This is a genomic window from Tabrizicola sp. TH137 (genome assembly GCF_002855575.1).
Classification (GTDB): Bacteria; Pseudomonadota; Alphaproteobacteria; order Rhodobacterales; family Rhodobacteraceae; genus Paragemmobacter.
Map to the genome: position 1 here is coordinate 59,772 of NZ_PKRQ01000004.1, position 17,655 is coordinate 77,426.

General features: G+C 63.7%; 21 protein-coding genes. 17 read left to right on the top strand and 4 right to left on the bottom strand.

What is annotated here, in order from left to right:
• Window positions 1-115: 115 nt before the first annotated feature.
• Window positions 116-1,000 carry a LysR family transcriptional regulator gene (locus tag C0V75_RS12935; RefSeq protein WP_101921386.1) on the top strand — a complete coding sequence of 295 codons (885 nt, stop codon included), beginning with the start codon at window positions 116-118 and terminating at the stop codon, window positions 998-1,000.
• A 7-nt stretch (window positions 1,001-1,007) separates the two neighbouring features.
• Window positions 1,008-1,895, top strand: coding sequence for a DMT family transporter (locus tag C0V75_RS12940; RefSeq protein ID WP_101921387.1), 888 nt, complete (start codon window positions 1,008-1,010; stop codon window positions 1,893-1,895).
• A gap of 296 nt (window positions 1,896-2,191) precedes the next feature.
• Here C0V75_RS12940 and C0V75_RS12945 read toward each other — a convergent pair whose 3' ends face one another.
• The gene (locus tag C0V75_RS12945) at window positions 2,192-3,697 is read right to left on the bottom strand and encodes an aldehyde dehydrogenase (NADP(+)) (RefSeq protein ID WP_101921388.1); all 1,506 of its coding nucleotides are present in this window, start codon (window positions 3,695-3,697) and stop codon (window positions 2,192-2,194) included.
• Between the two features lie 267 nt (window positions 3,698-3,964).
• Here C0V75_RS12945 and C0V75_RS12950 point away from each other — a divergent pair, with 267 nt between their 5' ends.
• The 11 genes from C0V75_RS12950 to C0V75_RS22750 all read left to right on the top strand — a co-directional run bounded on the left by C0V75_RS12950 (window position 3,965) and on the right by C0V75_RS22750 (window position 13,633).
• Entirely contained in the window at window positions 3,965-5,185 is a 1,221-nt protein-coding gene (locus C0V75_RS12950; RefSeq protein ID WP_101921389.1) for a glycosyltransferase, read from the top strand.
• Between the two features lie 285 nt (window positions 5,186-5,470).
• A complete protein-coding gene (locus tag C0V75_RS12955; protein WP_254216468.1) occupies window positions 5,471-6,763 on the top strand; it encodes an integrase arm-type DNA-binding domain-containing protein in 1,293 nt (430 codons plus the stop codon).
• Entirely contained in the window at window positions 6,760-7,380 is a 621-nt protein-coding gene (locus C0V75_RS22745) for a hypothetical protein (RefSeq protein ID WP_143710421.1), read from the top strand. Before C0V75_RS12955 ends, C0V75_RS22745 begins: the two co-directional genes overlap by 4 nt.
• A 124-nt stretch (window positions 7,381-7,504) precedes the next feature.
• Window positions 7,505-7,690: an AlpA family transcriptional regulator gene (locus C0V75_RS24200; RefSeq protein ID WP_101921391.1), complete on the top strand. Its 186-nt coding sequence runs from the start codon at window positions 7,505-7,507 to the stop codon at window positions 7,688-7,690.
• A 108-nt stretch (window positions 7,691-7,798) separates the two neighbouring features.
• Window positions 7,799-8,125, top strand: a complete 327-nt coding sequence (locus C0V75_RS12965; RefSeq protein WP_101921392.1) for a hypothetical protein — start codon at window positions 7,799-7,801, stop codon at window positions 8,123-8,125.
• Window positions 8,122-8,331 carry a transcriptional coactivator p15/PC4 family protein gene (locus tag C0V75_RS12970; RefSeq protein WP_101921393.1) on the top strand — a complete coding sequence of 70 codons (210 nt, stop codon included), beginning with the start codon at window positions 8,122-8,124 and terminating at the stop codon, window positions 8,329-8,331. The genes C0V75_RS12965 and C0V75_RS12970 overlap by 4 nt, the downstream gene beginning before the upstream one ends.
• The gene (locus C0V75_RS12975) at window positions 8,328-8,606 is read left to right on the top strand and encodes a hypothetical protein (protein ID WP_101921394.1); all 279 of its coding nucleotides are present in this window, start codon (window positions 8,328-8,330) and stop codon (window positions 8,604-8,606) included. The genes C0V75_RS12970 and C0V75_RS12975 overlap by 4 nt, the downstream gene beginning before the upstream one ends.
• A gap of 94 nt (window positions 8,607-8,700) precedes the next feature.
• Window positions 8,701-9,567 carry a toprim domain-containing protein gene (locus C0V75_RS12980; RefSeq protein ID WP_101921395.1) on the top strand — a complete coding sequence of 289 codons (867 nt, stop codon included), beginning with the start codon at window positions 8,701-8,703 and terminating at the stop codon, window positions 9,565-9,567.
• Complete coding sequence (locus tag C0V75_RS12985) at window positions 9,564-10,688, top strand: AAA family ATPase (RefSeq protein ID WP_101921396.1); 1,125 nt, start codon at window positions 9,564-9,566, stop codon at window positions 10,686-10,688. Before C0V75_RS12980 ends, C0V75_RS12985 begins: the two co-directional genes overlap by 4 nt.
• A gap of 427 nt (window positions 10,689-11,115) precedes the next feature.
• A complete protein-coding gene (locus C0V75_RS12990) occupies window positions 11,116-13,245 on the top strand; it encodes a hypothetical protein (protein ID WP_143710422.1) in 2,130 nt (709 codons plus the stop codon).
• Window positions 13,246-13,360: 115 nt separating this feature from the next.
• A complete protein-coding gene (locus C0V75_RS22750; protein WP_143710423.1) occupies window positions 13,361-13,633 on the top strand; it encodes a hypothetical protein in 273 nt (90 codons plus the stop codon).
• 461 nt (window positions 13,634-14,094) lie between these two features.
• Here the strand turns inward: C0V75_RS22750 and C0V75_RS12995 are convergent, their stop codons facing one another.
• Window positions 14,095-14,376, bottom strand: a complete 282-nt coding sequence (locus C0V75_RS12995; RefSeq protein ID WP_101921398.1) for a hypothetical protein — start codon at window positions 14,374-14,376, stop codon at window positions 14,095-14,097.
• On the bottom strand, window positions 14,373-14,612 hold the full coding sequence (locus tag C0V75_RS13000) for a helix-turn-helix transcriptional regulator (protein WP_101921758.1): 240 nt from the start codon (window positions 14,610-14,612) through the stop codon (window positions 14,373-14,375). The genes C0V75_RS12995 and C0V75_RS13000 overlap by 4 nt, the downstream gene beginning before the upstream one ends.
• 104 nt (window positions 14,613-14,716) lie before the next feature.
• On the opposite strand from C0V75_RS13000, the gene C0V75_RS13005 reads away from it, so the two are divergent.
• From C0V75_RS13005 to C0V75_RS13020, 4 genes are all read left to right on the top strand, one after another.
• The gene (locus C0V75_RS13005) at window positions 14,717-15,064 is read left to right on the top strand and encodes a hypothetical protein (protein ID WP_101921399.1); all 348 of its coding nucleotides are present in this window, start codon (window positions 14,717-14,719) and stop codon (window positions 15,062-15,064) included.
• Window positions 15,065-15,097: 33 nt separating this feature from the next.
• On the top strand, window positions 15,098-15,445 hold the full coding sequence (locus C0V75_RS13010; RefSeq protein ID WP_101921400.1) for a hypothetical protein: 348 nt from the start codon (window positions 15,098-15,100) through the stop codon (window positions 15,443-15,445).
• Window positions 15,439-15,666 (top strand): hypothetical protein, encoded by a 228-nt coding sequence (locus C0V75_RS13015; RefSeq protein ID WP_101921401.1) that lies wholly within the window; start codon window positions 15,439-15,441, stop codon window positions 15,664-15,666. The genes C0V75_RS13010 and C0V75_RS13015 overlap by 7 nt, the downstream gene beginning before the upstream one ends.
• Window positions 15,667-15,796: 130 nt before the next feature.
• Window positions 15,797-16,444: a hypothetical protein gene (locus C0V75_RS13020; RefSeq protein ID WP_101921402.1), complete on the top strand. Its 648-nt coding sequence runs from the start codon at window positions 15,797-15,799 to the stop codon at window positions 16,442-16,444.
• A 935-nt stretch (window positions 16,445-17,379) separates the two neighbouring features.
• Here C0V75_RS13020 and C0V75_RS13025 read toward each other — a convergent pair.
• Window positions 17,380-17,634: a hypothetical protein gene (locus tag C0V75_RS13025; RefSeq protein ID WP_101921403.1), complete on the bottom strand. Its 255-nt coding sequence runs from the start codon at window positions 17,632-17,634 to the stop codon at window positions 17,380-17,382.
• Between the last annotated feature and the right edge of the window lie 21 nt (window positions 17,635-17,655).

Consider the following 17,655-nt stretch of genomic DNA (forward strand, 5'->3'; position numbering starts at 1 on the left):
CCCGCGAGTCAAGCCTCCGCCCGCCGATCCACCGCCGATCCACCGCCGATCCACCCTTGCAATCCCCGCACGGTCATCGCCACATGCCGCAAACAGCTTTGCACGGATGCCACAGATGACCATCGACACCTGGGACGAAATCCGCACCGCCTATCAGGTCGCCCGCCTCGGCACCGTCTCGGGCGCGGCCGATGTTCTCGGGGTCCACCACGCCACCGTCATCCGCCATATCGACGCGCTGGAAAAACGGCTGGGGACCAAGCTCTTCCAGCGCCACGCCCGCGGCTATACGCCGACCGAGGCAGGGCATGACCTGCTCTCCGTCGCCCAGACCACCGACGAACAGTTCGCCCAGCTTGCCAGCCGGATCAAGGGCCTCGGCGAAACCGTCGCGGGCGAACTCGTCGTGACCGCCATCGTGGGCCTGTCGGACCTGCTCATCCCGGTCCTGTCGCGCTTCCAGACCGCCTATCCCGGCATCCTCCTGCGCTTCCTTACCGATACCCGCGTCTTCCGGCTCGATTACGGCGAGGCGCATATCGCCCTCCGCGCCGGGGCCGCACCGGAAGAACCCGACAACGTGGTCCAACCCCTCGCCCGCATGCGCGCGGGCCTCTACGCCTCCCGCAGCTATGCCGAGGCGCATGGCCTGCCGCAATCCGAGGCCGATTTCCCCGCCCACCGCTTCATCGGCACCGATGCTGCCGACAGCCGCGCCCCCTTCCACCGCTGGATGCGCGCCACCGTCCCGCCCGACCGCATCAGCTTCCGCGCCACCGAACCCGCCGCCTTCGAAACCGCCCTGCGCGGCGGCCTCGGCCTCGGCTTCCTCGCCGCCTACAAGGCGCAGAACGACCCCGACCTGATCGAGGTCATGCCCCCCCGCCCGGAATGGGAGGCCCCGCTCTGGATCGTCACCCATGTCGATCTGCACCGCACCCGCAAGGTGCAGGCCTTCCTCACCACCCTGAAAGAGGCGGCAAAGGACTGGAACCTGTGACCCGCCCATGCCCCTGACGGAACCGCAGCGCGGGCATCTCGCCATGCTCGCCTTCTCTGCCCTCGTCGCAGGCTCCTTCAGCCTCGGTGCCATGGCGGCCCCGCTGATCGACCCTCTGGCGCTCACCGTGCTCCGCTTCCTGCTGGCGGGCAGCCTCGTTGGCGCCGCCGCCTTCGCCACCACCGGCATCCGCCGCAGCGCACTCCAGGCGCCCTGGCGCTACCTCGTCCTCGGCAGCCTCCTCGCCGCCTATTTCGTCCTGATGTTCCAGGGGCTGAAGACCGCCGAACCCGTCGCCACCGCTGCCGTCTTCACCCTTACCCCGATCATGGCCGCAGGCTTCGGCTGGCTTACCCTGCGCCAGCGCCTGACCGCCCGCACGGGCGCGGCCCTCGCCATCGGGGCCATCGGCGCGCTCTGGGTGATCTTCCGCGCCGATCCCGCCCGCCTCCTCGCCCTCCAGATCGGCACCGGCGAGGCGATCTATTTCGCGGGCTGCGTCGCCCATGCCCTCTATACCCCGCTGGTGCGCAAGCTGAACCGCGGCGAACCCGCCGTCGTCTTCACCTTCGGCATGATGGTGGCGGGCTGGCTCCTCCTCACCGGGGCAGGCCTGCCCGCGATCCGCGCCACGGACTGGGCCACCCTGCCCCCGATCGTCTGGATCACGCTCCTCTACACCGCGATCTTCGCCTCTGCGGCAACCTTCGTGCTCATGCAATATGCCACCATGCGCCTGCCTGCGGCAAAGGTCATGGCCTATACCTACCTCGTCCCCTCCTGGGTGATCCTGTGGGAAATCGCACTCGGCCGCGCCGCGCCCCCACCCCTCGTCCTCGGCGGCGTAGCGCTGTCTGTCGCCGCCCTTGCCCTCCTGTTAAAGGACGACGCCTGACGCAGCCGTCGCAGGGGGGCTGTCACCCGGCCCGATGGCAGGACCATCGGGCGTTCGGCCCTGCCGCTCTTCCACTGGAAGATCGGCCAGCCGTGCCTCACCCCCCCCTCGTCGCTTCGCTCCTCACCCCCCGAGAGTATTTTCTGCCAAGATGAAATCAGCCCCCTTCATCTTGGTCCAAATACTCCGGGGGTTTGGGGGCAGCGCCCCCATCAGCCGAGCCGGACGCGCGGCACGCGCGGGAGGCGAGACAAAAGCCTTGCGGGGGCGGCCTCGGCCGACCCCGCTCCGCCTGATTACCGCAATTCCTCGGGCAGCAACTCCACCGGCATGTTCTGATAGCTCACCGGCCGCAGCCAGCGCCGGATCGCCATCGTCCCCACGCTCGTCGCCCCGAAATTGGTGGATGCCGGATAGGGCCCGCCATGCACCATCGCTTCGCAGACCTCCACCCCGGTCGGAAAGCCATTCGCCAGCACCCGCCCCGCCTTGCGCTCCAGGATCGGCAGCAGCCGCCGCGCCAGATCGGTATCGCCCGCCTCCATCTGCAAGGTGCAGGTCAACTGCCCTTCCAGCGCCCGCGCCACCGCCAACATCTGATCGACATCCGCCACCCGGACGACCACGCCCAAAGGCCCGAAGACCTCTTCGCCCAAGGCATGATTGGCCAGCCAATCCGCCCCCGACACCTCGAACAGATAGGGCGTCGCGTTGCGCCGGTCGCAGACGCTCGTCAGCACCTCGCGCACGCCCGCCGTGGCCGCGATCCGCTCCCGCCCCGCCCGATAAGCCGCCGCGATCCCGTCGGTCAGCATGACCTGCGGCCCCACCGCGCCCAGCGCCGCCTCCGCCGCCGCGACGAAGGCATCGCCCTCCGCCCCCGCCATCGCCACCACGATGCCCGGATTGGTGCAGAACTGCCCCGCCCCCATCGTCAGCGACGCGGCCCAGCCCTTGGCAATCGCCTCCCCCCGCGCCGCCAGCGCAGCGGGCAGCAGGAAGACCGGATTCACCGACCCCAATTCGCCATAAAAGGGGATCGGCACCGCCCGCCGCGCGCAAAGATCGAACAGCGCCCGCCCCCCGGCCAGCGATCCCGTGAATCCCACCGCCGTTACCAGCGGATGCTGCACCAGGGCCGCGCCCAGCTCCGTCCCCACGCCCTGGATCAGGCTGAACACGCCGGGATGCAGACCGCAGGCCTTCACCGCCGCCTCCACCGCCTGCGCCACGATCTCGCCCGTCCCCGGATGCGCCGGATGCCCCTTCACCACCACCGAACAGCCCGCCGCCAGGGCCGAGGCCGTATCCCCCCCCGCGGTCGAGAAGGCGAGGGGAAAGTTCGACGCCCCGAACACCGCCACCGGCCCCAGCGCCCGCTGCATCATCCGGATGTCCGGGCGCGGCAAGGGCTGACGCTCCGGCAGCGCCGCGTCATGGCGCAGATCAAGGAAATCCGTGGAGAGGATATGCCGCGCGAACAGCCGCAACTGCCCCGTCGTCCGCCCGCGCTCCCCCTCCAGCCGCGCCGTGGGCAGGCCCGTCTCCGCCGCCCCCACCGCCGTCAGATCGGCGCCCCGCGCCTCGATCTCGTCGGCGATCCGCTCCAGAAACGCCGCCCGCGCCGCCCGGCTCAGGCCGGAGTAAGACCAGAACGCCTCCTCCGCCGCCCGCACCGCCCGGTCCACCTCCGCCGCGCCCCCGCTGGCAAAGACCGCCCCCTCGCCCGTCGCAGGGGCAGAGGTAAAGGTCTCCGCACTCCCCACCCAATCCCCGGCAATCAGATGTTTCCCGCTCAGCATGACAAATCCCCTCGCGCCCTCTCTTCGCCGCCGACATGCCAGTTTCCGCACCAAAGGTCGAGGCTGGCCGGAAACAGGGTCGGCGATGCCCGCCCTCGTCCCCGACCGATGGCAGACAGCCCTGGTTCGGCACAGTCCGTCCGCCACCATGATCCGGACCCGTCCGATGGGGTCCGCGCCGAACCGCCCATGTCGGCCTATCGGCTGGCAGCGCAAAAGGTGGCATGCTAGCCTTAACCAACCTTAGCCCCCTGATTGTGACCGCCCTTGCCAAGTTCGGAAACCCTGCTGCTGCTGATCCAGGTTCCCCTGCGCAAGAACCCTGAAGGCACCCTCCTTATTGAAGCGCAGGCCGCCAATGGCCTCCGCCTCTGGGCGCAGAGCTTCGCGCGCGTCATCGTCATTCTGCCATTCAGCCCGTCTGCGGATGACACCGGTCATGTCCCCGTCTCAGCTCTGGGCGCGGCCGCCGACAGGATCGAATTCGTTCTTCTGCCCCATGTTTCCCGGCCGGGCGCCTTCCTCCGTGCCCTGCCATCAGCCAGACGCCGCATTAGGGAAAAGATGGACGAGGCCCAATGGCTCTGCTTCGCGATTGGCGGGCTCTTCGGCGATTGGGGGGCCGTCGCCGCTCTCGAGGCTCATCGTGCAGGCCGCAGGTTCTCCGTCTGGACAGACCGGGTGGAGTCCGAAGTGACACGGGTCCGGCCAAGTCCGGGCTCTGTCTGGGCGGCCGGTCGCACGAGGCTCCTCTCCCGCCTGATGGCCCTCCAAGAGCGGTTCGTGATCCGACGCGCAGCCCTCGGCCTGTTTCACGGGCGCGAAACCTTCGACGCCTATGCGCCCTTCTCCCGCCAGCCCGCACTCGTGCACAACATCCACCTCGGCAAGGCCGATCAGATCCCGGAAACAGAGCTGATCGAGAAAGAAAGGAAGGCCCTCACCGAACCGCTCCGCATCTTCTATGCGGGGCGCATGGAACCGATGAAAGGCCCGCAAGACTGGCTGCACGTCCTTAGATCGCTGTGTGAAAGGAACATCACCTTTCAGGCGGAATGGATCGGGGATGGGTCCCTGATGCCGGAATTCACCAGATGCCTGCGTGACTTCGGCCTCCAGAACTATGTCAGAGCACCCGGAAGCATCTTCGACCGGGTCAGCGTGCTCCGACGCTACCGAGAGGCGAACATCTTTCTCTTCTGCCACCTGACCCCAGAATCGCCGCGCTGCCTGATTGAGGCGCTCAAGTCTGGAACACCCATCATCGGCTACGACTCTTCCTTTCCTCGCGATCTCATTTCCACCAATGGCGGCGGACGCCTCACCCCGCGCGGCGACACGGACGCCCTCGCTGCATCGCTCATCGCCCTGCATGAAGATCGCAAACATCTGTCCCGCCTGGTGCGGGCGGCGGCGATGGATGGAGCCCCCTATGATGACGAAACGGTCTTTGCGCATCGCGCGCATCTGATCAAGACCTACGCCTGATCCGACCGGGCGCCCCCGGGCGCCTGCAACCCGACACCCCGCCATGGCCGCCTACAGGCGATACAGCAAAACCAGCCGCAACACGGCGTTGTCTCAAACGATTTAAGAGGAAATGGCGGACCCGGAGGCCGCCATTGTGCCGCCGCATCCTGTCGCAACAAGACGCAGCATAATCCAATGTATCAAGGCATTTGTGGAAAGCCTCGTTTGCGCCTGTCCTTATCCGTTGCAAACCGTCGCATCCTATGATTCTATCTATGATGGGTAAGAAAAAGGATAGCCAAAGTGCCGAAGGTTGCCGCAGAACTTGGACCACTTGACGTGAAGCGCCTTTCCCATCCGGGCGGCAAGGGTAACGCCATGTTTGCCGTGGGCGGCGTGTCGGGCCTTTACATGCAGGTGACCCCCAACAACGGCAAGACATGGGTGTTGCGGGTTCTGGTGGGCAACAAGCGCCGAGATATCGGGCTGGGCGGTTTCCCGACCGTCACGCTGGCGCAGGCCCGCGACAAGGCCCGCGAAGCCCGCGACATGATTGCGCGCGGCGTTGACCCCGTGGAGGAACGGAAGGCCGCGAAAGCCCGCCTAATCCTCGCCCAGCGCAAGGGGCTGCTTTTCAAGGATGCCGTTGATAAGGCCCTTACCGCCAAGCTGGACGGATTCAGGAACGAAAAGCACCGCGACCAATGGCGTAGCACCCTCGACGCCTATGCTATCCCTGCGCTGGGCGCGCTGCCCGTGCAAGAGATAGATACCGCCGCCGTCTTGCGGGTGTTGCAGCCGATCTGGGCAACCAAGACAGAAACAGCAACGCGCCTTCGCGGGCGGATTGAGTCGGTGCTTTCGTGGGCCACTGCGCAAGGGCATCGGACGGGCGAGAACCCCGCGCGCTGGGCTGGCAACCTCAAGGAACTTCTGCCCGCCCCTTCCAAGGTGGCGACCGAAAGCAACCATCCGGCCTTGCAACTGGACGACGCCGCGCGATGGATTGCCGATCTGCGGACCCGTGAAGGCTTCCCGGCGCGGGCGCTGGAATTCGCCGCCCTGACTGCGGCCCGTTCGGGCGAAGTGCGGGGCGCGCGGTGGGATGAGATAGACACGAAACAGGCCCTTTGGATCATCCCGGCCCGTCGGATGAAGATGCAACGGGAACACCGCGTTCCCCTCACGAAAGAGGCTGTGGCCCTGCTGGAAGCCCTGCCCAAGCTGGACGGCAATCCGCTGGTTTTTCCGGCTGTCCGGGGCGGGATGCTGTCGGACATGGCGCTTTCCATGACCATGCGCCGGATGCACGCGGCGGATATCGAAAGGGGTGGCGCGGGCTTCATTGACCGCGTGAGTAAGCGGCCAGCCGTGCCGCACGGGCTTCGCTCGACCTTCCGCGATTGGGTTGCAGAACGGACGACCTACCCCGGCGAAATGGCCGAGGTTGCGCTTGCCCACCGCATCAGTAATGCCGTGGAAGCCGCATATCGGCGCGGAGATATGGTGGAGAAGCGCCGTGCGATGATGGCGGCTTGGGCGGGCTTCCTGTCGAGGGCTGAGGTGAAGGGCAATGTCGTGAGGCTGGGTGCATGAAGCCGGAAATCTTTGGCGACCAAAGCGAATTTTTCCATCGCGCGGCGCAGTCCATAGCACGACGCCTGAACTGCGATGTGCAGGTGGTTTATTCCTGCATGGTCGGGCTTGACGCCATATGGAACACGCCTGCCCACTTGGACGCGGTAAATGAAGTCACCACGCATTTTAACGAAGCTGCGAGACATGCCAAGCACTTGCACCGCGCCTTGTCGTTAATGACAGAGGCGCAACGCCGGGAACTGACTGTCGCGGGCTGCGTCACTGTGTTTCAGGTGGAGCATTTAGCCGACGTGCTTGCGCAGGATGTGAGTGACCTTTCAAATTGGTCAAGGACGCGCATCCGCAAGGGCGGGCGCAACCCTGCCGCATACGACGTAGCCGAGTTGATACGCCGAATATTCCGACGCCAGCGCATCAAGATTACTTTGGGGACCGAGCCTAACTCCGACCAACCGTCAACAGATTTTGGAAGGGCTGTGCTTCATTCGCTCGGCGACTTCGGGATAAAGGCAGGATGGCGAGGGCCAGCCCGTGAAGCCTTTGACAAACAACGCGAAATTGAATGGAGGCTTTCTAGGATTTGCGAGGCACGGCGGCTTCGTTCTGCGCCATAGCAGGCTAATGCAAACTCTGACCAAAGTTTTTCAGAGCCTGCATTTATGAACGCGCCACGCATTCGGACAGATTGCTTCAAGAGGTGTTGCAAAGCGCCGCCCACCCTTGAAGCGAGGCCGAAAAATGGAAGCGCAGTTTCTGACCGATTGGCAAGTTGCACAGCGTTACGGGGTCAACCGCAGCACCCCTTGGCGCTGGGTTAAGACTGACCCGACTTTTCCCAAACCTGTAAGCCTCACCCCCGGCTGCACCCGCTGGAAGCTGGCAGACATTGAGGCTTGGGAAGTGTCCAAGCTGCAAGCCGCCTAAGCAAAGCCGCCACCCAGTTACGGGCGGCGGCGATGGGTTGGCTTGCGGAACAGGCCAAAGAATAGCCCATCCGGCCCGTGACCTCAAACACAATATGAGGCACAGGACATGAGCAAAGAACGCAAGATTTGGGGGCCTGCACGCTTCCGCATCACCCGCACCGATGGCACTTCGCACGATATCGTGGTGGCGGGCCGAGTGCATTGGGCGCTGTGGCACCTGATGCAAGAAGGGGCGAAAGGCTGCACCCCGATTGACCACCCCGGCCCCCGCTGGTCCGCCTACGTCCACACGCTGCGCCATGAGCATCGGGTGGAAATCGAAACCATCCACGAAAAGCACGGCGCACCCTTTGAAGGGACACACGCCCGATACGTAGCTAGGTCCACGATTGCCCCCAGCTTGGCAATTCCGGCGCATGGGGTGGCGGCATGATTGCATCCATTCCCAAGAACGCCCGCGAGGAAATCCGGGTATCGGTTGACGACTTCCAAGGCCACCGCCTTTGCAATGTGCGGGTGTGGTATCGGGATGGCGACGACTTCCGCCCCGGCAAGCAAGGCATCGCGCTTAGGCTGGACCTTCTGCCCCAGCTTGTGACCGCCCTAAAGGACGCGGCAAAGGAAGGGGGCGAAGCATGAGTGCAGAAACCCCAACCCATGCGCAGCTTCTAGGACATGTGGGCCTTACCGCCTTGCTGATCCGGGAAGCCGCACAAAAGGCCAAGGCAAGCGACCTTGCCACGGCAACGCAACTGCTCGACCAGATTAGCGCCGATGTGCTGACCATCGGTAACACGATTGCCGATCTGGCAGACGCCTTGGGGTGCGGCCCTGAGACGGTAGAACAAATGCGCGACGGGCTTTCCCGGATCAACGGTTTCCGCGCCTGTCAGAGTTTGGGGGGCCGCGCATGATGGCCCTTCGCCTTGCCCGTATGCGCCGCCTGTGGGGCTTCTCTGGCCCTGTAGCGGGCATCCTTGCCCACCTTGCCTATGGGGAGGGCCGCGAATGACGGACGCCCGCACAATCGCCCATGCGCTGGGCGGGGAATGGCGCGGTAGCTACGGCACCGCCCCTTGCCCTGTCTGTCAGCCGGAACGCCGCGCCGATCAACGCGCGCTGTCCCTTCGGTCGGAAGGCGGGCGACTGCTGACCTTCTGCCACAAATCCGGGTGCGACTTCCGCGCCGTAACGCAGGCGGCGGGCCTTCCTGCGGATGGCGGCGCGATTGATCTACAGGCCGCGCGGGAAGCCGATACCAAGCGCGCCGCATACGAGGCCGAGCAACGCGCCAAAGCCCGCAACCTGTGGGCCGCTGGCAAGCCGATCTGCGGCACGAAAGGCGAGGCTTACTTGCGAGGCCGTGGCATCACTTGCCCGCTTCCCCCGTCCCTTCGCTGGGTGGCCGATACCTACCACGGGCCTAGCGCGCGGTGGGTTTCGGCTATGGTCGCGGATGTTTCGACCGGGGGAGTGCATCGCACCTTCTTTGAGAAGAACGGGGCGCGGCTCGACCGTAACGCCAAGATGATGCAGGGGCCTTGCGCCGGGGGCGCTGTGGCGCTGTCAGATGCCCAAGGGCCGCTTGTGGTGTGCGAGGGCATAGAGACGGGCCTAAGCCTTCTGAGCGGGCTTCTGACGGGGCCTGCGACGGTATGGGCGGCGCTTTCCACCTCTGGCATGAGGGCGCTTCACCTTCCCGCCGATCCGGGGGCGCTGATTGTCGCCGCCGATAGCGATGATGGAGGCGCGGGCCGTGAGGCCGCACAAGCCTTGGCCGAGCGGGCGCACCGCTTGGGGTGGCAAGTGTCGCTCTGGCCTGCCCCCGATGGGATGGATTGGAATGACGTGTTGCGCGGGGGGATTGCCGCATGAATATCATTCCCCAACCTGTCCCCTTCATTCCCGCCCAACGCACCGCGACCGAAGGCCCAGCGCCGGAGTTTTTCGCGGCTGCGACCCTTCACGGGCAAGCCGTGCCGGAAAGGCTCTGGCACGTTCAAGACCTTATCCCGGCAAAGACCGTCACCATCCTAACGGGCGACGGCGGCACGGGGAAAAGCCTTGCCGCCATTCAACTGGCAACCGCAACCGCGCTGGGCCGCTCTTGGCTTGGACAGGCCACCACCTCCGGCCCTGCCTTGTTCATTTCCGCAGAGGACGACCGCGACGAACTGCACCGCCGCGTTGCATCACTGGCCCATGCCGAGGACTTCGCGCTTGCCGATCTGGACGCCCTGACCCTGTGCAGCCTTGCCGGGGATGATGCCCTTCTGTCCGTGCCTGAGGGGGCGGGAAAGACCATGAGGGAAACGCCCCTGTTTCAGAAGGTGGAGGCATGGGTTGCCGAGCATCGGCCCGCCTTGACGGTTCTAGACACGCTGGCCGATCTGTTCGGCGGCGATGAAATCAACCGGGGGCAGGCGCGGCAATTCATCGGGCAATTGCGCGGGCTGGCCTTGAAGCATGAAACGACCGTGTTGCTTCTGGCCCATCCTTCGCTTTCCGGCATGGCGCGGGGCGATGGAAACTCAGGCTCGACCGCTTGGAATAACTCTGTCCGTTCCCGCCTGTATCTGCGGCGGCAACAGGCCGAGGACGGCGCGGCGGTTGATCCGAATGCCCGCACCCTTGAGGTGATGAAATCCAACTACGGACCGATAGGGGCAAGCCTTGCCCTTCGGTATCGGGAAGGCGCTTTCTTCTGCGAAGGGAACGGCACCGCCCTAGACGCTCTGGCCGCGACGGCGAAAGCTGACCGCGTGTTTGTGAAGCTCTTGCGCGAGTGCCACGCAAACGGGCGACGGGTGAACCATACGGGCGGGAATAGCTACGCCCCCAAGGTGTTTGCCGCCCATCCCGAAGCCGAGGGGGTGACCAAGAACGCCTTCCGCCGCGCGATGGAAACCGCCCTGGCATCGGGTTCCGCTCGGATCGAAACCGAAGGGCCGCAATCGCGCCGGGTTAGCTACCTTGTGCCGGGGGCTGCATCGTGACCCTTCAACCCCCCTTCAACCCCCCAAAATGGGCCTTCAACCCCCCTTCATCCCTAGGGGTTCAAAGCCTTCAACCCCCCTTCAACCCCCCTTCAACCCCCCTAGCCACACACCCCCCCTTATACCCCCCTAGGGGTTGAAGCCCCCTTTTGGAGGGGCCTTCACCCTAAAAGCCCCGCCTGACCTCACAATTCTCACGACCCAAGGACACCCCAGAATGACCCCCGCAGAACTCGCCGCCCTTCGCGCCCGCTTCCCCGAACTCGCCGGGATGGGTGCGCCTGCCGCTGCCGACTATCTGGCCCGCCGCTTCCCGGTCGGGCAGACGCCGGAGCAATTCGCCCCGACCGGGGGCGCAACCTTCACGCCGCAGCAACAGGGCGCAATTGACGCCGCCCGCGCCCGCCGATCTGCGGGGGAGTGGCAGGTGGCGGACGCCACACAAGGCCCTTGGACCAAGTATGCATCGCAGGCCACGGCATCGGGGAAGGCGGTTGAAGTCCAGTTGCCGGATGGAACGCTAGTTGAATTCCCGGCTGGCACAGATGAAGCGACCATGCAGAGGGCAATCATGCAGCACCTTGCCGGCACTAAGCCGCCCGCATGGCAGGGTGCGCCAGAGGCGACGCAGCCCAGCGCCGAAGGGTCTAAAGTAGGCGAAAATACACCCCGCCCGGTCGCAGAAATCCGTTCAATGGTTTTGCGGGCGCTGGGCAAGGCGGAAGGCTCGACGCAGCCCGACCAACGGTCGCAGGACATGGCCGCGCGCATCGCAGCCGCTAAGGCCGGGACGTTGACGGTAACGCCTGAGAACGCCGCCCGCGCTGCTGGGGCCGATGCTGCCGCCCTTACCAACATGCAGGGCGGGAATTCCGACCTCCAAGACGCAAACGGCTTCACGGTCGCAGATTATGCCGCTGCATCAGAACGGGCGCGGGCTGCTGGGGATACCGCAACGGCAGAGAGCCTTGCACGGCGCGCCGCAGATACCGCGAAGGCAAAGCCCGGCCCTTGGAGCAGGTTTGCCGATGCGATGGCTTCCGACATTCAAGGCCCGGACGGGATGACCGTGGCCCAACTTTTGGCGAAAGCAGAAGAACAAGACCGCCAAGGCTTTTCCGGCGCAGCAAATGCAACCCGCGAAAAAGCCGCCGAACTATCCAAGAGCGCGGCAGGCAACCGCACCCCCGGCCTCGTGGGCGGCACCTCCGGCGCAATAGCGGACGGCATCCTTTTCGGCTTCGGTGATGAATACATGGCGGGCCTTTCCGCCGTTCTGGGGGTGCAGCCTGACGGGCAAGGCGGGGCAAACTGGTTTGACTACTCCAAACCCATCGGGGAGCGATACAGCACAGCACTAGATGCCCTGCGGGTGGAACAAGAGGCATTCCGGCAGGCCGAACCTGTAGCAGCTATCGGGGGTGAGGTGCTGGGGTCGCTGCTGGGGCCTGTGAAGGGTGCAGGAGGCTTTATCAATGCGGGGGCCAGCACTGGGGCGCGGATTGGCCGTGGCGCGCTTGTGGGGGCTGCTGGGGCGGGCGCATATGGCTTCGGTGAGGGAGAGGGCGGGATTGCCAACCGTGCCGTTAGCGGCGCTATAGCCGCGCCTGTGGGCCTTGTCGCGGGCGGGGCGCTCACCGGGGCTGGGCAGGCCTTCAATGCCCTACGGAACGCGGCAAGCCGCAATCCGGCCCTTAGGGAAGCGATGCCCACCCTTGAGGGACTTCGGGAAACCGCATCGGGGCTTTATGCCAAGGCGCGGGAAATGGGCGGGGAACTGTCCGAGGGGCAGGTTTCGGCCATGACCAAGGGCATTTCCGCTCGCATCAACGAAGCCGGGTTTGACCGCCAGCTTCACCCACGCGTTGCCGCCGTTGTGGATCGTCTCACTTCCGAGACGGGGCCGAAGTCGCTTCAAGAAATGGAAATCCTGCGGCGGGTGGCAGGCAACGCAGCCGCAAGCCTGCAACCTGACGAGCGCCGGATTGCATCGCAGATTATCGACGCCATAGACGACGCGGTTGACGATATGGGCGGGGGTTCTGCGGCGCTGGGCGCGGCGCGGGAAACATGGTCGCGCCTTCGCCGGATGGAGACGATTGACGAAGCAATCACCAAGGCCGGATTGACCGACGACTTCGCGGCAGGGCTTCGCAACCAATTCAAAATCCTGTTGCGAAACCCGCGCCGCCTGCGGGGCTTTAGCGAGGCACAGAAGGCCGCTATCCGCGCCGTTGCGATGGGTGGCCCCGTATCGAATGCCCTTCGGCACCTTGGCAAACTGCTGTCGCCCACGGGCATATCTGGGGCCGCATTGACGGGCGGTGCGGCTTTCTCTGGGGCGGGGTTGGGCAGTCTGGCAATTCCTGCCGCTGGGGCGGGCATGACTGCGATTGCAAACGCGCTGACCAAAAGCCGTGCCAATCGGGCCTTGGGTATCGCCGGAATGGATGATGCCACCCGACGGATTATTGAGGGTTTAGTCAGCCGCCCCAACATCGCAGCGAAGGCCCCCGGTATTCCCGGCCTGCTGGGCTATCAGGCAACGGCGCAATGAAGGTTAGGCGGCGCGGGGGGGGTAAATTCCCGCGCCTACCACAAATCAACGACTTAACCCGCCTCTGGCCCCAAGAATACGGACACACGCCAAGGCGCAAATCGCGGGATATCCAATGCCTGAACCTGACCCGCAAGCTATAGCCCCCGGCACCTTTGGGCCGCTGTCGCTGGAAGTGTCCTACTTCCTCTGCTGCAACAAGAAACACCGCACCGACCGCGCCAAGCGCATCCTGCACAATCTGCAATGGAAGCGGGAATGGTGCTGCCCGGAGTGCGGGGGATACGTCCCCTTCACCAGGCGGGCCGATGCCACCTATTGCCGTGAAAGCTGCCGGAAAAAGGCCGCTCGACGGCGGCGCGAATGTCGGAAGATTAAGGAGGTCTAACCTTTTGAAATCATGAGTAAGGTGCTGGAAAAAGATTAGATTTCTTTCCTCATTTTACTGGCACTCTATCCGGGCCAATCCAACCGAAGTCATCCCAACTGCTGTGTAATGTGTCACGATTATCATGAAGCCGGGATAGGAAAAATCTACATCTGTTCGGATGCCGTTTTTCTCACCTTCACAGGCATAAGCAGAGCGGGGGCAAATGAAGGTCTGCGTCCAAGTCCCGCTGTCATACTCCAAAATTACCGCTGTTGCGGTGCGGACAACAGTCCCGGTTGTGCGGTCACGGCCAGCAAGGTCTTCAACGCTCTCAAACCGACAGGTTAGGGACGATGCGAGGGCAGAGGTGGCGCTTACTGCCAATAGCAGGGCGCTTAAAAGGGGTATTCTCAAGGCGGCTCTCTCTTCGGCAAGCAGACCAAAACGCCCCTTGAGCCTTGCTGAGGTGGTCGATCCAATCAATAGCGTTCTTTGTCCAACTCCATCGCCCGGAATGCTTGATATAGCTGCGCCCGCTCTTTGCCGAGCGCATCAATCCGCACCCGCCGAACCTCTTGGAGAATGAGCGAACCGATAAGCAGCACGGCAACAAGGATAGCACTTTCGCCTTTGGTGATTTCCGGGATGAGCGCGCTGCCCCCCGCGCTGAGACCCAGCGCAACGGCCCAAGTAAGCGTGTTCTCACGCCGCAGGCTTCGGATTGCTTCAGTTGTTCCGTTGTCGAAGTCGTCAAACTTCATGCTGCACCACCTCTAACGGCCACACCCGGCCCTGCCGAGACGCCCCCCGCCTCAAGAAACTGCACCCCCTTCGCCTCTAGGGCAATACGCAGGGCTTCTGCGGTTGAGTGCTGCAACCCGCTCTTGCCCGTTTCAAAGCGGTTGACCGTGGTGAAGGAAACCCCGGCCAATTCGGCCAATTCCCGCACTCCGAGGCCCAGCGCCGCCCGCGCCATCCGTAGCTGTTCCGGCTTCATCTGCATACCTTGTTACAGTTTTCGCTTACAGGGTAATTGACATGAGCCAATCCCTGCCCCATATATGATACATGGTAAGCGAAAATGCAAACGGAGTAGCAAGAATGGGTATCGACCGCGCCGCCATCGTTCGCCGTGCTTGGGCTTGGACAAAGTCTGATGCTGCATTCCGTTGGGTCTACGATTGGACCCCCGGCAAGACCTACGGCAGCCGCCGTGCCACGACGGCAGCAGAGCGCCGCGCCATCTTCGCAAAGCACCTTCGTGCCGCATGGGCTGACTACAGGCTGACCGCCGCCCGTGCTGCCGTGCCTTCCATCTTCTCGACCGTGCCGACCGCCGAACTGCGGGCCGAAGTCCTGACACTCGAAAACTGCGATGCTCGCCTTGGGTGGCAGCGTCAGGAACGGCTTTCCACCCTGCGCCGGGAACTGGCCCAGCGCGCCGCTTAACCGCCCGGAATGGGCATATCAGGAGGACCAAGAATGAACCGCCGCGAAACCTTCACCGCACCGCTGGCACTGGCCGCGCTTGCTGCGCCCAGCTTCGCCGGGGCTTCGACCGAAAGCGAAATCCTGCGGCTCTATGCCGAGTGGAAGGCAACCGAAGCCTTCGCCAATTCGCACGGCATCACCGATGCGGAGTTTTCCGAAGCCGAAGCCCGGATGGCCGATCTGCAATCCCGCATCCTTGCGATGCCCGCCACGACCGCGCCGGAACTCGCCGCCAAGGTTGCGATGGTCGCGGACTACGGCGATATCAACGACCGTTCCGTCCCTTCGCTTGCCCTGTGGGCCGAACTGCGGACACTGGTGGGGGGCGTGACATGCTGAACCGGGAAGCCTACGACGCTACGGAATGGCAGCTTATCCGCGCCGAAGGTATGGCGCTGGCGCTTCATGACCTCGCCCTCGCATCGGACAAAGTCACCGATGGTTCGCCGGAAATGAGTGCGCTGCTGACCCTGATGGACGTCCTGCGTGAGGTGATACAGCAGGCGCGCGACTGCCATCAGGCCGAATGGGATGCGGCGAAGACACCGCAAGCCGCCTGACACTTTCCGACATGCCCAATACTCGGAGGCCTCGCCCGGTGCGGGGCCTTTTCGTTTCGGGTTGGTCGAAACCGCTTGATTGCCGTGCGTGCCCTCAGCGACCATTCAAGCAGATTCGGGGGAGATTTTCATGCAAAGGGTTTTGGGCCTTCTCGCTGTTATTTTCGCAGCTAACGCCGCCACATCAGCAGATGCCACCACCTTCCAGTTTCAAGGCAGCGGCCCGTTGACATTCTTCGGGGCGTTCCAGGCGTTCGATGCAAATGATGATGGGCGGATATCCAGTGACGAGGTTTCATCCTACCAAGCCGCCGCTGGGAACTTTTCCGGCGGACCGGGACAATGGGGAGTGTCCGTGAACTCTAGTGCGTTTGGGGCAAGCGATGCCTTCTTCAGCATCGACTTCGACTACAGACGAAACGCCCTTTCCAGTCTGGCCTTCGGATATTCTCGCGAAGTCGAGTGCCGACTGTTCCCAAGCGGTGAGTTTGGCGAAACCCGGACTGTGAGTGGATCCGTCTCGGTGTCAGGCCCCAGCACAGTCATTTCCATTTTGCAGCCGGATTACTTCAACCAGTTCTATCCGCCAGACTATTGCGAGGCGTTCAGTATCACTCCTTTTTCGTTTGCCTATAGACAGGTTGTGCAAGTGACGGGTGAAGGGGTGCCATCCGTTGTGCCGCTGCCTGCGGGCATGGTTCTGTTGGTTTCCGGGCTTGGATTGCTCACCCTGACTGGTGCTAAGAGACGCCAAGCACGACCGCAGGAGATGGCCTGACCCAAAGGCCCTCCCGACACTGTCATAGACGGCCAAGATAAGCGGAACCCGGCAACGACGTGGGTTGCAGCATGGAGGTTTCCGTCATGCACAGTATCGGAGGCCCCGCCCAGCGCGGGGCTTTTGCTTTTCCGGATGCAGGAAACACCGCCGATCTGCCCCCCCCCGGCTTTCCGTTATCAGGGAAAGGAACAAGGTAAGTTTGCGGTAAGGTGGCCGAACCTTCCGCCGCTGCGCGAGGGGGCGGGATACTGAGATTGCACTAAGGCGAGGGGGCGCGCCTTGGTTAAGCGATACGCGCGCGCGACAGGGCGCGAAGATTTTTCGGATATCACTTCGCGGGGCGATTGGCTGATCCGCTGGCCCCCAGCATCATCGCGGCGGCAATGGGCGCGCCCACTAAGGGCAGAGTGACCAATACGCGCGCGCGAGATAGGGGCGGCACCCTAAGATTACCCTGAGGCCGCAGGCCATAGCGCGCCGGGGTTTGCTCAATGCAGGAAGGCTTCTATGGCGAAGGTAGGTTATTGAGAGTCGCCACATGTGCGCCGACGTATCGGGCCATTTCATCGCTTAGCCTCCCTAGACGGGGAGAAGCTTTACCTCGCCACGGCTGGAAAAACCGTGGAAGCCACGGCATCAGAGCCATATGCTCCCCGCCGCTTATGACAAATCGAGTAGGCCGCTCTAGCCCAAGCTCATCGAGTGCGACGAGGTTGCCTATGGCAAGGTCCGTCGGATGGCCGTCGAACACTCTTTTAGTTGTTCCATACGCCACGCGACAAACGCGAAGGCCCGTTTCTGTGTTCGCAAAAACGCCAAGGACCAAGAGGGGGCGGGGGTTTGTCTGCCACTTCTCAGAAGGTTGAGTTTCCGGAAAGAAGCCAGTTACAACATCATAAATCCTCGGTGGACTGTTCACCCACCAAGGCTGGTTACTTGCCACCATCCAGAGCAACCCACTTGCCGTTGCCGAATCCGAACTCTTCGGCAAGGTTGCCCTGCCAAGCCTTAATGTCTTTGACCTTCACTTCGTCAAAGTCGCACGATGCTTCGGGCGGGAACGAAGTTGGCTTGCTGCCACGTCCGCCACCCGTGAAGGCTATCTTTTGGACTGCCATTGCTCGCTCCGACCGCAACACCCGAATCACCTTGACAGGTAAACCTGCGGCAAAATTGGATTTTTTCATTCTGCGGACCCTTTCCGCTGT

Coding starts and splice junctions, on each gene's coding strand:
- C0V75_RS22745 (WP_143710421.1), top strand. CDS start 6,760: ATGAAGCCGGAAATCTTTGGCGACCAAAGCGAATTTTTCCATCGCGCG.
- C0V75_RS13005 (WP_101921399.1), top strand. CDS start 14,717: ATGGGTATCGACCGCGCCGCCATCGTTCGCCGTGCTTGGGCTTGGACA.
- C0V75_RS13000 (WP_101921758.1), bottom strand. CDS start 14,612: ATGAAGCCGGAACAGCTACGGATGGCGCGGGCGGCGCTGGGCCTCGGA.
- C0V75_RS13010 (WP_101921400.1), top strand. CDS start 15,098: ATGAACCGCCGCGAAACCTTCACCGCACCGCTGGCACTGGCCGCGCTT.
- C0V75_RS12975 (WP_101921394.1), top strand. CDS start 8,328: ATGAGTGCAGAAACCCCAACCCATGCGCAGCTTCTAGGACATGTGGGC.
- C0V75_RS13025 (WP_101921403.1), bottom strand. CDS start 17,634: ATGAAAAAATCCAATTTTGCCGCAGGTTTACCTGTCAAGGTGATTCGG.
- C0V75_RS24200 (WP_101921391.1), top strand. CDS start 7,505: ATGGAAGCGCAGTTTCTGACCGATTGGCAAGTTGCACAGCGTTACGGG.
- C0V75_RS12995 (WP_101921398.1), bottom strand. CDS start 14,376: ATGAAGTTTGACGACTTCGACAACGGAACAACTGAAGCAATCCGAAGC.
- C0V75_RS13020 (WP_101921402.1), top strand. CDS start 15,797: ATGCAAAGGGTTTTGGGCCTTCTCGCTGTTATTTTCGCAGCTAACGCC.
- C0V75_RS12940 (WP_101921387.1), top strand. CDS start 1,008: ATGCCCCTGACGGAACCGCAGCGCGGGCATCTCGCCATGCTCGCCTTC.
- C0V75_RS12970 (WP_101921393.1), top strand. CDS start 8,122: ATGATTGCATCCATTCCCAAGAACGCCCGCGAGGAAATCCGGGTATCG.
- C0V75_RS12945 (WP_101921388.1), bottom strand. CDS start 3,697: ATGCTGAGCGGGAAACATCTGATTGCCGGGGATTGGGTGGGGAGTGCG.
- C0V75_RS12965 (WP_101921392.1), top strand. CDS start 7,799: ATGAGCAAAGAACGCAAGATTTGGGGGCCTGCACGCTTCCGCATCACC.
- C0V75_RS12985 (WP_101921396.1), top strand. CDS start 9,564: ATGAATATCATTCCCCAACCTGTCCCCTTCATTCCCGCCCAACGCACC.
- C0V75_RS12935 (WP_101921386.1), top strand. CDS start 116: ATGACCATCGACACCTGGGACGAAATCCGCACCGCCTATCAGGTCGCC.
- C0V75_RS12980 (WP_101921395.1), top strand. CDS start 8,701: ATGACGGACGCCCGCACAATCGCCCATGCGCTGGGCGGGGAATGGCGC.
- C0V75_RS13015 (WP_101921401.1), top strand. CDS start 15,439: ATGCTGAACCGGGAAGCCTACGACGCTACGGAATGGCAGCTTATCCGC.
- C0V75_RS22750 (WP_143710423.1), top strand. CDS start 13,361: ATGCCTGAACCTGACCCGCAAGCTATAGCCCCCGGCACCTTTGGGCCG.